The sequence below is a fragment of the Rhodanobacter sp. T12-5 genome (assembly GCF_008329435.1).
GTDB lineage: Bacteria > Pseudomonadota > Gammaproteobacteria > Xanthomonadales > Rhodanobacteraceae > Rhodanobacter.
Genome location: NZ_NPKN01000005.1, coordinates 282138 through 294326, shown reverse-complemented (window position 1 = coordinate 294326; position 12189 = coordinate 282138). Strand labels below are relative to the sequence as shown.

Sequence of the window (12189 nt, the reverse complement as noted above, 5' to 3'; positions counted from 1 at the left end):
TCTGTGCTGCCGTTCGACTTGCATGTGTTAGGCATGCCGCCAGCGTTCAATCTGAGCCAGGATCAAACTCTTCACTTAAGTTTTCGATCGTCACATCGCCTTTGCAGACCATGATGACAATCTATCTTTCTGAAGCGTTCTTCCCAACCAATCAAAACTCATTACTGACTTTTTACTTGGCGGGACGCTTGCATTGCTTTGGACAGGTCGTGACCCATTCAACACAAGACGTCCACACAATTCACCTGCGCACACTGTCAAAGATCGTTCGCTTGGCACCGTTTTTCCGGTACCGTCCCAAGACGTTTCGTCCTGGGTGAGCCGCCCATTCTACATCGCTTTTTGCGACCGTCAACACCCTCGGTGAAGAAACTTTTCAGCGAGAATTCGTTGCGGAAACCTTCGCGAGAGAGCGCTTCGTCGAAGGGGCGAGAATCATAGCGCCACGTCGCGTCCATGTGAAGAGGCCGCGGCCATCTTCCTTCGCAATCGCCATTGTTGCAGCAAGGCCGCACACGCAGACCAGCCGCACCTACAACCGGAACCCAGTGAAGCGATTGCTGGTATCAACCGTGTCCGTGCCGCGTCAGGTGCCAGGACTGATCATCCGGACCGGCCTGCGGACCAGGAATCGCTGGCGCCACCGGGGCGCTGCGCCGATTGAGTCCAGCGGAATTGTCCAGCAGACCGACACGGTAGGGGATCAGGTCTTCAGGGCGAAGATTTTCCAGCGCGTCCCAGTCATCTTCGAACGGAATGAACTGTTGCATGGGATGCTCCTCGAACGACACGCCGCCTATGGGCGCAGGAACATCAGAGCAGACGACCCGGCCAATGCGCTGGCGAGATCGGGCCGTTTGCTGACAGGAAGGGGTCTTCAGTCGAGTTCGATCATCTCGAAGTCATCCTTGGTGGTGCCGCAGTCCGGACAGGTCCATGTGTCGGGCACATCCTCCCAGCGGGTGCCTGGCGCGATCCCTTCATCAGGAACGCCCGCGGCCTCATCATAGATATAGCCGCAAACAACGCACATCCATTTGCGCAAGGCAACGGCTTCGGTGGAACTCTGGCTCATGGTCGGACTTCTTTGGATCGTCATGGAATGGCACATTCTCGCAACTCGCCCGGCAATGCGAAAGCATCTCGACGTCGCCGGCCCCACATCCACGCATGCAAGGTATCGAATTGAACAGTTTTGCAACATGGCCCGGCCGCGGCCTTTATGCCCTAACCGACGGACCTCGCGAGGATCTGCTTGAGGTCGTCTCCCGGGCGCTGGTTGGCGGAGCACGGCTGCTGCAGTACCGCGACCCGACCATGGACGCAGCACGCCGTCATGCCGAAGCGACTGCCCTCAGGCAGCTGTGTCATGAGCGCGGCGTGCCCTTGATCATCGACGACGACATCGCGCTGGCCAGGGCCGTAGGTGCGGATGGTGTTCATCTGGGCAATGTGGAGAAGGACATCGGCGCAGCGCGCAGCGAACTCGGCAGCCACGCGATCATTGGCGCGGCCTGCTGCAATTCGCTGCAACTGGCGCGGGTGGCCGCCCGCGCCGGCGCGAGCTATCTGTCGTTTGGTGCGTTCTTCCCTTCGCCGACCAAGCCATTGGCACCGCGCGCCTCGATCGATTTGCTGAGGCATAGCGCCGCGCTTGGTCTGCCGCGGGTAGCGATCGGTGGAATCACACCGGACAATGGTGCGCCGTTGATTGACGCTGGGGCAGATTTTCTGGCGGCGGTCTCGGCTGTTTTCGGCGCGTCCGACGTGCACACCGCCGCGCAACGCTTTGCCGGCATGTTTTCCCCTGACCGAGAATCCACGCGATGACCAACCACGAACTGTTCCAGCGCGCCCTGCAACTGATGCCCGGCGGTGTGAACTCGCCGGTGCGCGCGTTCAAGTCGGTGGGTGGCGAACCGTTCTTCACTGCGCGGGCGGACGGTTCCTGCCTGTGGGACGTTGAAGGCAGGCGCTATATCGACTATGTCGGTTCGTGGGGGCCGATGATCGTCGGCCACAACCATCCGGCCGTGCGCGAAGCGGTCGAACGCGCGGTGAAGGATGGCCTGTCGTTCGGCACGCCTTGCGCCGCCGAGGTCACCATGGCCGAGACCATCACCCGGCTGATCCCGTCGATCGACATGGTACGCATGGTCAACTCCGGCACCGAGGCCACGATGTCGGCGATCCGGCTCGCTCGCGGCGCCACCGGCCGCAGCAAGATCGTGAAATTCGAGGGCTGCTACCACGGCCACGGCGACAGTTTTCTGGTCAAGGCCGGCTCCGGCGCGCTGACTTTCGGCGTGCCAACCTCGCCGGGCGTGCCGAAGGCGAATGCCGACCTCACCCTCACGCTGCCTTACAACGACCTCGACGCGGCGAAGGCATTGTTTGCCAAACAGGGCAATGAGATCGCCGGCCTGATCATCGAGCCGGTCGCCGGCAACATGAACTGCATCCTGCCGGCGGACGGCTACCTGCAGGGCCTGCGTGAACTGTGCACGAAGTCGGGCGCGTTGCTGATCTTCGACGAGGTGATGACCGGTTTCCGCGTCGCGCTCGGCGGCGCTCAGGCGCATTACGGCGTGACGCCCGATCTGACCACGTTCGGCAAGATCATCGGCGGTGGCATGCCGGTAGGTGCCTACGGCAGCCGGCGCGAGCTGATGGAGCAGATCGCTCCAAGCGGGCCGATCTACCAGGCCGGCACGCTGAGCGGCAACCCGGTGGCAATGGCAGCGGGACTGGCGATGCTGGAGCTGATCCAGGCACCGGGCTTTCACGAACAGCTCGCCGCGCGCACGCGCCTGCTCGCCGACGGCTTCCAGTCGATCGCCGACGGCGAAGGCGTGGCGTTCAGTACCAACCGCGTGGGCGGCATGTTCGGGCTGTTCTTCAGCGCCGAAAAAGTCACCAGCTACGCGCAGGCGACGGCGGCGGATGTCGCGCTGTTCAACCGTTTCTTCCACGGCATGCTCAAGCGCGGCGTGTATCTGGCACCGTCCGCGTTCGAGGCCGGCTTCATGTCCAGCGCGCACAGCGAGCAGGACATCGCCGATACGCTGGAAGCGGCGCGCGGCGCAATACGCGAGGCGAAGAACTGATTCACCAGTTGCCGGTGTTCGGCATCGACGCCCAAGGTTCGCTCGGCGGCAGATGCCCGTCCTGCAGCAACTCGATCGAGATCAGGTCGGGCGAGCGCACGAAGGCCATGTGGCCATCCCGCGGCGGCCGGTGGATGGTGCAGCCCATCGCCTGCAGCCGCGCGCAGGTGGCGTAGATGTCGTCGACGCGGAACGCCAGGTGGCCGAAGTTGCGTGCCGAGCCGTAATCCTCCTGCGAGCCCCAGTTCCAGGTCAGCTCGATCTCGGCCTCAGGGCTTTCCGGCGCGGACAGGAACACCAGCGTGTACTTGCCTTCGGGCACTTCCTTGCGGCGCACTTCGCGCAAGCCGAGACCTTCGCAGTAGAAGCGCAGAGAGGCGTCGAGGTCACGTACGCGCACCATGCTGTGCAGGTATTTCATCGGGATGTTCCTGATCAATGGGTATCGATTCAGCCTGCCGCAAAGTCGCTCAACGCCACATGCAGGCGCGCGAGACCGTCGGCCAGTTCTTCGTCGGTGATGGTCAGCGGCGGCACGAAGCGCAACACGTTTGGCCCGGCCTGCAGCAGCAACAGGCCATGCGCCGCAGCGTGGTCGAGGATCGCTCCCGCCTTGCCTGCGTGCGCATCGATCAGCACGGCGCCGATCATCAGGCCGCGACCGCGCACTTCGGCGAACACGTTCAACTCCTGGTTGATGCGAGCCAGCCCGACGCGCAAGTCATTCGCCTGGCGTTCCACGTTCATCAGCACCGCCGGCGAAGCCAGCTTGGCCAGCGCGACACGCGCGACCGCGGCCGCCATCGGATTACCGCCGAACGTGGTGCCGTGTGCTCCGTACTGCATGACCTCGGCCACCTTCGGGCCAGCCAGCATCGCGCCGATCGGAAAACCGCCGCCGAGTGCCTTGGCCAGGGTCACGATGTCCGGCGTGACATGGTCGTGCGTATGAGCGAACAACGTGCCGGTACGACCCATGCCGCACTGGATCTCGTCCAGCACCAGCAGGGCGTCATGCTGGTCGCACAACTCGCGCACGCACCTGAGGAAGCCCGCTGCCGCCGGCACCACGCCGCCCTCGCCCTGCACCGGCTCCAGCATCACGGCGGCGATGTCGCCCGCGTCGAACGCCGCCTCCAGCGCCGCGACATCGTTGAAGTCGAGATAGCGGAAACCCGCCGGCAGCGGCTCGTAACCTTCCTGATATTTCGGCTGCGCGGTGGCGGTGACGGTCGCCAGCGTCCGGCCGTGAAACGAGCCCCTGAAGGTGATGATGATGCGCCGCTCCGGCGGACGTCCCTTCGATGCCGCCCATTTGCGCACCAGCTTGATCGCCGCCTCGTTCGCCTCGGCACCGGAGTTGCACAGAAACACGCGCTCGGCGAAATGCGAGGCGCGCACCAGCTCCTCGGCCAGTCGCAGCGGTGGCTCGGTGTAGAACACGTTGCTGGCGTGCCACAGCTTGTGCGCCTGCGCGGTGAGCGCATCGACCAAGTCCGGGTCCTGATGACCCAACGCATTGACCGCGATGCCGGCGCCGAAGTCGACGTAGTCGCGGCCTTCGGTGTCCCACACCCGGGCACCCTTGCCATGATCGAGCACCAGCTCACGCGGTTTGTATACCGGCAGCCAGTAACGCTTGCCAAGGTCGGTCAGGGTGGCGTCGTGCGCGTGCATGGGGGATCCGTGAAGCGGCCAGAGTCAACCTGGCGTGAGAAAACGGATTCGAACTCCGTAGGGGAATGCCATCGTAAGTGCTGCGCGTCGGCTTTGCACGACCCCCGGCGTGGCCTGCTGTAAACCACGGCGGGCGGTGTATCAGTGCTGTTACATGTGGCCGCGACCCCGTGCCGGCCTCGATCCGACGCGATCTGTCGTGCTGGTACACGCGTTGCCGTTGTAACCCCGCAACACTGCCGCATCCGCTCCGGAAACCCGCCGAACGGCGCCAGCCGTTGGGACGACTCGAATAGGTCGCCTTGGCACGCGGCTTGCGTCGTACGGACGTGGACCAGGCAGTGGGGGAAACCATGCATCACGCAGAACGACATGCCGCGCGAAGGGGAATCGCCGCCGGCTCATGGCTGGCACTTGGCATGATGGTGCTGTCCACGCCTGCGATCGCCGCCGACGCCCACAAGGCCGTTGAGGTACAGCACGGCGAGATCGTGGTGGTGCGCAACGTCTCGGCGCGTCCGGCCTACCGGCAAGCGCCGCCGGGCATGGCGCTGATCGTGAATCCTTCGCCACGGCATGAACTGGATGGCGCGCTCAATACCGGCGAACTTTCCGATGGCGACTACGCCAGCCTCAATGCCACCACGCCCGCCGGCAATCGCGGCACGCATGACACCACCGTCGAGCGGGTCACCCGCAACGCGCTCGGTGGCAGCGTCGGCGCACGTGCGGACGCCGGCAACGGCTTCAGCCATCTGATCGCGGCGCCCACGGGCGGCATCGGGCGGGCCACCGGCGGCATCGGCAACCAGGTACAGGGCGCGTTGTCCCTGTTGCCCGGTCTCGCTCCTTCCAGTCCCGCCGGGCACTGAGCGCCGCCATGTCGCCACGATCCACACTATCGGTCACGCTGATCCTCGCATCGATGCTGGCGTTCCCGTTCAGTGCGGCCTGCGCCGCCGGCGATGACTACACGATGATGCTTGGCTACCTCGCCAACAGCCGTATCGATGGCAACGCCATGCGCGGCACCAGCGGCGCCAGCAGCGTGAACGTGGCAGCGGGCGATCTCAACCAGCAAGCCAACCTGCGCGCGTTTGCCAGTGGCGGCAACGTCACGGTCCAAGGCCGACAGGCGCAGCAGGACAACCACTTCGACCGCCCCTACGCAGCCAGCGCCAGCATCGGCGGCGCGGCTTACGCGCAAGGCAGCGGACTGGCAGCGATCAACCAGGCCAGTGGCAGCGGCAACCAGCAGCTCAATGCCGTTGCCGGCGAACTGGCTGCACAAGGAATACGCGAAACGACGGACGGTTCCCTGTCATCCGCCATTTCAGCGTCGGCAGGGGAGCAGCACCCCAGAACCATCCCTTCATCCGGCGACGGCCCCCGCAGTGCGGCGGTCGAAGCGTCGGCCATGCGGGGATATCAGGGTGTGATGCAACTCAATCAGGCCGCGGGGTCGGGCAACGCCACCGGTAATCAGCTGCTGCTGTCCGTGTCGTCGTCACCGCGGTGAATGCACCAAGCACCAAGAGAGAGAGGACATCATGAGCGCCACATTCAAGAAAACACTATTGGCCATGGCAGTTGCCACGTTGTTCAGCACCGCTACCGCGTATGCCCACAACGGCGGCGACCGGCACGACTCGCATTCCGACAACTCGAACAAGGTGAGGATCGACAAGAAGGTCGAACTGAGCACGGACATCTCGCTGAAGGGCGATCCCCGGGTGCAGGGCAACATCGACATCAACGCCGCCGCCATTGCGATCGTCGACAACAAGCAGTCCAACGCCGTCAACGAAGGCGACAACACCAACCTCACCAACAACGCTTCCGCCTCCGGCAACGTCGCCGGCAACGCGTCGGGCAACATCGGCGTGAACATCGGCTCCGGCGACAACAACCAGCAGGACAACGCCGCAGCCTTGTCGGCAGCCGACGCAAGCTTTGCCTTCGGCATGGCGGACGGCGAAGTGTTCGTGAATCAGCAGGGACTGTTCAACGACACCGTCAACGCGGGCGTCACCAACAGCGCCACGGTCAGCGGCAACGCGTTCCAGAACGCCTCGGGCAACCTGGGCGTGAACGTTACCTCGGGCAACAACAACCAGCAGAAGAACGCGATGGCCGCCGCCGTGGCGACCACCCGCTTCGCGCAGTCCACCGTGGCGTCGGATCAGGCGTCGGGGCACAACTCGGTCAGCAACGCCGGCTACGTCCAGCAGTACAACGACACGGTCGACGTCTCGATGAGCGGCGCGGTGCAGGGCTACTCGCTCGGCCTGGGCCTTGGCGGCTACGCGGGTCATTCGTCGGGGAGCTACTCGGGCAGCTCGTCTTCCGACAGCAGCGGCATGGCGTATCAGGCCAGCAACCTGTATCCGGACAGCTGGAACGGCGCCACCCACCCGAGTGGCAACCAGACCGGCCATATCGACTTCGACAACGAAGCGCAGGGTGCGGTGCAGAACCCGAACCGTCCGGGCGTGGGCGGCTTTGCATTCGACACCAGCAGCCACAGCAGCGGCAGCGAAAGTGGGACAACGCGCGGTACGGAGTCCGGTGGGCTGGGCTTCGTCGAACTCTCGGCAAATGACCTCTACGCCGACCTCAGCGGTACCGTGACCACCACGCGCTGGGTGGTCGTGGATGCGACCAACACCGCCGGCCTGAGCGGCAATGCGTTCCAGAACGCGTCGGGCAACATCGGCATCAACGTCGCCTCGGGCAGTGGCAATCAGCAGGCGAACAGCCTGGCGATGGCCGTTGCACAGCCCGGCGCGGGTGGCACGGGTGGCGGCGAATAACCGCCATCGCAATGGTACAGGTGGTCGCCTCAAGCGACCGACGAGGGCGGTAGTCCGGTGGCATTGACGCCGGATACCTGTGGAACCCCCCGGCCCGTCCCCTGCGGGCCGGGGGTCTTCCTCGACAAGGAATCACCATGCGTCATCTGCTGATTGCCATCGCACTTTTTTCGCTCACCCTGGTCGGCTCGATCGCGCGTGCCGGCGAGGTACGCTTCGATGGCGTACTGCCCAACGGCGGCCTCTACGTCGGCCATGTCGAGAGCATGCAGGAAGGGCGCTACCGGAATATCGTGCGCCAGCACACCGACTACAGCTGCGGTGCGGCGGCACTCGCTACCATTCTTCGCTACGCCTATCACCTCAACGTGGACGAGAACACGGTGATCCAGGGCATGATGGGCGTGGCCGATACGAACCTGGTCAGGCAGCGCGGTTTCTCGCTGCTGGACATCAAGCACTACGTGACCTCGCTGGGCATGCGTGGCCGCGGCTACCGCATCAACGAGGCGCGCCTGCGCAGCCTGCATGTGCCCGGTCTGGTGTTGATGGACGTGCGCGGCTTTCGGCATTTCGTGGTGCTCAAGCAGGTTCACCACGACACGGTGGAGCTTGCCGACCCGATCCTCGGGAACCGCAGCATTCCGCTGGCCGACTTCGTCAAGGCGTGGCCATCGCGCGCGGTTTTCGTGGTGATCGGCAACGACTTCGACCGTCACACCGTCCTTTTGCAGCCCACCGATCACGCCAGCGCGCGTGCGCTGTTTGCCCGTCAGGGTTCGATCACCGATGCCGAATTGCTCGACTTCGGTTTCACCCATGCCGATCTTTTTTAGGAACACTGCCATGAAACACACCCGGCTCTGCCTGCTCAGTTCCGCCGCCCTGGCGCTCGGCCACTGGGGTGCGCCGGCCATGGCCACGACTGTCCCGGCAACCAGCAGGCTGGAGGAGATCGGCGATGCGGAAATGGGCGACATGCGCGGCCGTTACACCGTGGGCGACAACGCGGTTGCCTGGTTCGGCGTGAAGATGATCTCGACCTGGCAGACCGCCACCGGGCAGGTTCTGCAAGGGACGCTTGCCTTGAACATGGACTTCACCCACGACCATATGAAACCGCAGATCAGCTTCGAACCGATCGTGAGCATCACCCGCGCGGATGCTCCGCTACCGGCCTCCGCCGGCGTGGCCACGCCGTCAGTCCGCCATGTCGACGGCGCAGGCTTGGCCAACGTCGGCGGCGTGGTGCAGAGCGTGCAGGTTGCCGGCGATGGCAACCTCGCCAGCAACGTCACCCGGCTGACCGTCAGCGACGGCGATGCCGCCCCGGCCGGCGTCAGCACCGGCACACCCAGCGGTGCCGCGATGGCGGTCAGCGGCGGCAGCCGCGCCGTGGCGAGTTTCGATGGCAACAGTGCCAACCTGTTGCTCAGCATCGACGGCCAGGGCTCGGTCGAGCAATGGATCCGCAACGGCAGCGTCGGCCAGAGCGTGCAGCTCACGGCCGACAACCAGCTGATCAACAACCGCATGGAGATCGAGCTGGTCCGACAGACGGTAGCAGCCAACACCCAGCTCGCACAGAATGTTGCGCAGGCAATCAACCAGGCGCAAGGCATCGGCCTGCATTGAAACGGAGGTTCGTTCGTCGCTTGCTTCACCTCAGGGGAAAGGACATGGATACGCACCGGACATTACTCGCCAGCGCGACGGCCTGCGCGCTTCTGCTCGGCGCACCGCTGGCGGCCGCGCAGGATACCGCCGCCAGCGGCGCGGACCAGCAACAGATCAACGCGCTTGTCGACCAACTGCAGACGCTGAAGAGCAGCTACGCGCAGGAAGTGCGACGCCTGCGCGAGCTGGACATGCAGGTGCAGGCATTGCAGGCGCGCCTGGCCGGAAAGACAACACCCAACGCTGCGCTGCCCGCGCTTGCCACGCCGGCCGTTGCCGCGCCGGGCAACGACAACACGACCGGCAACGCGGCCAGCCAGGCCGGCAGCATCGCCGATGCCGAAAAAGCCAGGGAACAGACGCCCACGCGCAGCATGCAGGACGCACTGCAGCAGGAGCATGCCGTATTCGACCGCAAGCTGACCTTGGAAAACAGCCTCAGCTACAGCCACTACGATCGCAAGCAACTGACCCTCAATGGCTTCCTCGCGCTTGATGCGATCTTTCTCGGCAACATTGCCATCGAGGACGTCAAATCCGACTCGCTCACCTACAATTTCGCGGCGCGCTACGGCGTGAGTCCGCGACTCACAATGAACCTCGACGTGCCTTATCTGGCCCGGCAGACGGCCTATCTGAAAGGCGGTGCGGGCGGCTCTGCGGCAGCAATTGCCGAAGAACAGACCCGCGGCAGCGGCATCGGCGACGTCAGCCTGAGCGCGAACTACAAGCTGTTCGCCGAAACCGCATCCCGGCCGGATACCGTGCTGACTCTCGCCGTCACCGCACCGACCGGCCGCGCACCCTACGGCATCGACTGGAAGGTGCTGGAGCGTGGCGACGACAAATTCATCCGCTTCGCGGTGCCGCAGAAGCAGCCGACCGGCAATGGTTTGTGGCAAGCGAACATCGGCGTGTCGGCAGTGAAGACGATGGATCCCGCGATCGTGTTCGCCAACGTTGGCTATATCCACTCGTTCCCGCGTCGCTTCGGCGACATCGATACCGATCCGCAAACGCGCAGCCCGGGCGAAGTGAAGCTGGGCAACTCCTACTACTTTGGCGCCGGCGTGGCTTTTGCTTTCAATGAGCGCACCAGCCTGAGCCTTTCCTTCAGCGACCGGTTCAGTGCCAAGGCGTCGCTGCGCAACGGCAAGCTGCCCTGGACCAAGGTGATCGGAAGCGACGCCAATGCCGGCACCTTCAACCTCGGAGTGACTTATGCGCTGAGTGCGCATACAACCCTGGTCACCCTGCTGGGCGTCGGCCTCAGCCCCGACGCGCCGGATTACAGCCTCACCTTCAAGATTCCCTACATGTTCTGAGTCACCGGCCGCGCGCCGCCCTTCTCCGGCCGCAGTACTCCGAACGGGGCGCCTTCACGCAACTCGTCCAGCGCGATGTGGTGTTTCTTGCACAGGCGGTACACGGTGACCCGCGATACGTTGAGCCGCCGTCCGCATTCGCTGATGTTGAAGTGGCTCTCGCGCAGGCACTGCAGAACCGCTGCGCGTTCGGCCGATACGCGCATCAGATCGAGATTCGAGCGACCGATGGCAGGCAACGTTCCTTGCAGATCCAGATCGGCGGCGCTGATCAATGAACCTTCGGCGACGACAGCGGCACGTTGCACCCGGTTGAGCAGCTCGCGCACATTGCCCGGCCAGGCAAAATCGCGCATGGCCTGGCGCGCGTCGCCGCTGAAAGTGCGGGCGCGGCTTGGATGCCGCAAGCGGAAAGCGTCGAGGAAATGTTGCGCCAGGAGCTCGGCGTCGCCCTTGCGCTCGCGCAGCGCCGGCATGTGCAGACGCAGGACATTGAGGCGATAGTAGAGGTCCTCGCGAAAGCGCCCTTGCGCCACGGCCAGTTCCAGGTCCACATGGGTGGCGGCCAATACCCGCACGTCGGGCTTGATCGGCTGGCTGGAGCCCACGCGCAGCAGCGTGCCTTCCTGCAAAAGGCGCAACAGGCTGGTCTGCGCATCGAGCGGCAGGTCGCCGATCTCGTCGAGAAACACCGTGCCGCCGTCAGCCGCTTCGAAATGGCCGATGCGCCGCGCATTTGCGCCGGTGAAGGCGCCGCGCTCGTGCCCGAACAATTCGGATTGCACCAGATTCAGCGGCAACGCCCCACAATTGATCGCCACGAAGGGCCGCTCGCAGCGCCGCGACAAACCGTGCAGCGCGCGTGCGGCCACCTCCTTGCCGCTGCCGGTTTCGCCGGTGATCAGCACCGGCAGGTCTACCGGCGCGTACTTGCGCAGGCTCGCCATGGTTGTCCGCATCACCGGGCTGATCGCACCGACGATCCCGGGAACATCGGCTTTCTCGACGGCTGGCGACCAGCCGCAGCCGATCTTCGTGAGCGTCCCGATCAGCCGCTTCATGTCGACCGGCGCGGTGAAGAAGGCCGCACTGGCGCGCAGGATCCGTTCCACTTCGGGTGCATCGGCGGAAGTTTCCTGCACGACCACGGCAAGCCATGGCAACCACGGATACTCATCCATCAAGCGACCCATGGATTGGACCGTATCCGAATCGCTATGCCGCAAATCGGCCATGGCCACCACGACGTCATCGCGGCGCATGCCTACACCGTCCCGCGTCGCCACGTCGCCAATCCGTGTACGCCAACCGGCCTGAGCCAACGAGGCACACTCCTCGGCCGTCGGCTGTCCGAACCAGACGACGCAACGTCTGGATACCTGCTCGCTAGTCATGACCGCCCCCTGTCCTTCCAATGCGGTTCGGGGACGAGACACCTTGGGCAGGTGATGGACCCCCGATACTTCACGGCCGGATATTCCACCCGGCTTGCTACTGAAATGTGAACCAGATCACACAATACTCCGCGTGCGCGAGAGTTGCGTGAAGACGCTCAAGTATCCACTCGTCGCTAACCCCTTGCAATCGCGA

Annotated in this window: 13 protein-coding genes and 1 rRNA gene; 8 read left to right on the top strand and 6 right to left on the bottom strand. The window is 64.4% G+C overall.

The annotated features are described in order from the left end of the window. The 3 genes from CIW53_RS12410 to CIW53_RS12400 all read right to left on the bottom strand — a co-directional run. Nucleotides 1-78: ribosomal RNA gene (locus tag CIW53_RS12410) — 16S ribosomal RNA — on the bottom strand; the annotation flags it as partial. A 488-nt stretch (nt 79-566) separates the two neighbouring features. Then, the gene (locus CIW53_RS12405) at nt 567-770 is read right to left on the bottom strand and encodes a hypothetical protein (protein WP_149365029.1); all 204 of its coding nucleotides are present in this window, start codon (nt 768-770) and stop codon (nt 567-569) included. 107 nt (nt 771-877) lie between these two features. After that, nucleotides 878-1075 (bottom strand): rubredoxin, encoded by a 198-nt coding sequence (locus tag CIW53_RS12400; RefSeq protein ID WP_149365028.1) that lies wholly within the window; start codon nt 1073-1075, stop codon nt 878-880. A gap of 95 nt (nt 1076-1170) precedes the next feature. Here CIW53_RS12400 and thiE point away from each other — a divergent pair, with 95 nt between their 5' ends. Continuing rightward, entirely contained in the window at nt 1171-1830 is a 660-nt protein-coding gene (thiE, locus tag CIW53_RS12395; RefSeq protein ID WP_149365027.1) for a thiamine phosphate synthase, read from the top strand. Further along, nucleotides 1818-3107 carry a glutamate-1-semialdehyde 2,1-aminomutase gene (gene hemL / locus CIW53_RS12390; protein WP_172969664.1) on the top strand — a complete coding sequence of 430 codons (1290 nt, stop codon included), beginning with the start codon at nt 1818-1820 and terminating at the stop codon, nt 3105-3107. The genes thiE and hemL overlap by 13 nt, the downstream gene beginning before the upstream one ends. Before the next feature lies 1 nt (nt 3108). Here hemL and CIW53_RS12385 read toward each other — a convergent pair whose 3' ends face one another. Both CIW53_RS12385 and CIW53_RS12380 read right to left on the bottom strand, forming a co-directional pair. Continuing rightward, entirely contained in the window at nt 3109-3528 is a 420-nt protein-coding gene (locus CIW53_RS12385) for a lactoylglutathione lyase (protein ID WP_149365025.1), read from the bottom strand. A 29-nt stretch (nt 3529-3557) separates the two neighbouring features. Then, on the bottom strand, nt 3558-4784 hold the full coding sequence (locus CIW53_RS12380) for an acetylornithine transaminase (protein WP_149365024.1): 1227 nt from the start codon (nt 4782-4784) through the stop codon (nt 3558-3560). Nucleotides 4785-5137: 353 nt separating this feature from the next. On the opposite strand from CIW53_RS12380, the gene CIW53_RS12375 reads away from it, so the two are divergent. The 6 genes from CIW53_RS12375 (at nt 5138) to CIW53_RS12350 (ending at nt 10599) form a co-directional block, all read left to right on the top strand. Beyond that, nucleotides 5138-5656, top strand: coding sequence for a hypothetical protein (locus CIW53_RS12375; protein WP_242451884.1), 519 nt, complete (start codon nt 5138-5140; stop codon nt 5654-5656). A gap of 8 nt (nt 5657-5664) precedes the next feature. After that, entirely contained in the window at nt 5665-6303 is a 639-nt protein-coding gene (locus CIW53_RS12370; protein ID WP_242451883.1) for a hypothetical protein, read from the top strand. 31 nt (nt 6304-6334) lie between these two features. Continuing rightward, entirely contained in the window at nt 6335-7597 is a 1263-nt protein-coding gene (locus CIW53_RS12365) for an adhesin (RefSeq protein WP_149365023.1), read from the top strand. Between the two features lie 137 nt (nt 7598-7734). Continuing rightward, nucleotides 7735-8433, top strand: a complete 699-nt coding sequence (locus CIW53_RS12360; RefSeq protein ID WP_149365022.1) for a C39 family peptidase — start codon at nt 7735-7737, stop codon at nt 8431-8433. Nucleotides 8434-8443: 10 nt separating this feature from the next. Next, nucleotides 8444-9232, top strand: a complete 789-nt coding sequence (locus tag CIW53_RS12355; RefSeq protein ID WP_242451882.1) for a hypothetical protein — start codon at nt 8444-8446, stop codon at nt 9230-9232. Between the two features lie 44 nt (nt 9233-9276). Then, a complete protein-coding gene (locus CIW53_RS12350; RefSeq protein ID WP_149365021.1) occupies nt 9277-10599 on the top strand; it encodes a hypothetical protein in 1323 nt (440 codons plus the stop codon). Here CIW53_RS12350 and CIW53_RS12345 read toward each other — a convergent pair. Continuing rightward, entirely contained in the window at nt 10587-11993 is a 1407-nt protein-coding gene (locus CIW53_RS12345; RefSeq protein ID WP_149365020.1) for a sigma-54 dependent transcriptional regulator, read from the bottom strand. The genes CIW53_RS12350 and CIW53_RS12345 overlap by 13 nt on opposite strands. Between the last annotated feature and the right edge of the window lie 196 nt (nt 11994-12189).

Coding starts and splice junctions, on each gene's coding strand:
- CIW53_RS12405 (WP_149365029.1), bottom strand. CDS start 770: ATGCAACAGTTCATTCCGTTCGAAGATGACTGGGACGCGCTGGAAAAT.
- CIW53_RS12400 (WP_149365028.1), bottom strand. CDS start 1,075: ATGAGCCAGAGTTCCACCGAAGCCGTTGCCTTGCGCAAATGGATGTGC.
- thiE (WP_149365027.1), top strand. CDS start 1,171: ATGCAAGGTATCGAATTGAACAGTTTTGCAACATGGCCCGGCCGCGGC.
- CIW53_RS12385 (WP_149365025.1), bottom strand. CDS start 3,528: ATGAAATACCTGCACAGCATGGTGCGCGTACGTGACCTCGACGCCTCT.
- CIW53_RS12380 (WP_149365024.1), bottom strand. CDS start 4,784: ATGCACGCGCACGACGCCACCCTGACCGACCTTGGCAAGCGTTACTGG.
- CIW53_RS12375 (WP_242451884.1), top strand. CDS start 5,138: ATGCATCACGCAGAACGACATGCCGCGCGAAGGGGAATCGCCGCCGGC.
- CIW53_RS12370 (WP_242451883.1), top strand. CDS start 5,665: ATGTCGCCACGATCCACACTATCGGTCACGCTGATCCTCGCATCGATG.
- CIW53_RS12365 (WP_149365023.1), top strand. CDS start 6,335: ATGAGCGCCACATTCAAGAAAACACTATTGGCCATGGCAGTTGCCACG.
- CIW53_RS12360 (WP_149365022.1), top strand. CDS start 7,735: ATGCGTCATCTGCTGATTGCCATCGCACTTTTTTCGCTCACCCTGGTC.
- CIW53_RS12355 (WP_242451882.1), top strand. CDS start 8,444: ATGAAACACACCCGGCTCTGCCTGCTCAGTTCCGCCGCCCTGGCGCTC.
- CIW53_RS12350 (WP_149365021.1), top strand. CDS start 9,277: ATGGATACGCACCGGACATTACTCGCCAGCGCGACGGCCTGCGCGCTT.
- CIW53_RS12345 (WP_149365020.1), bottom strand. CDS start 11,993: ATGACTAGCGAGCAGGTATCCAGACGTTGCGTCGTCTGGTTCGGACAG.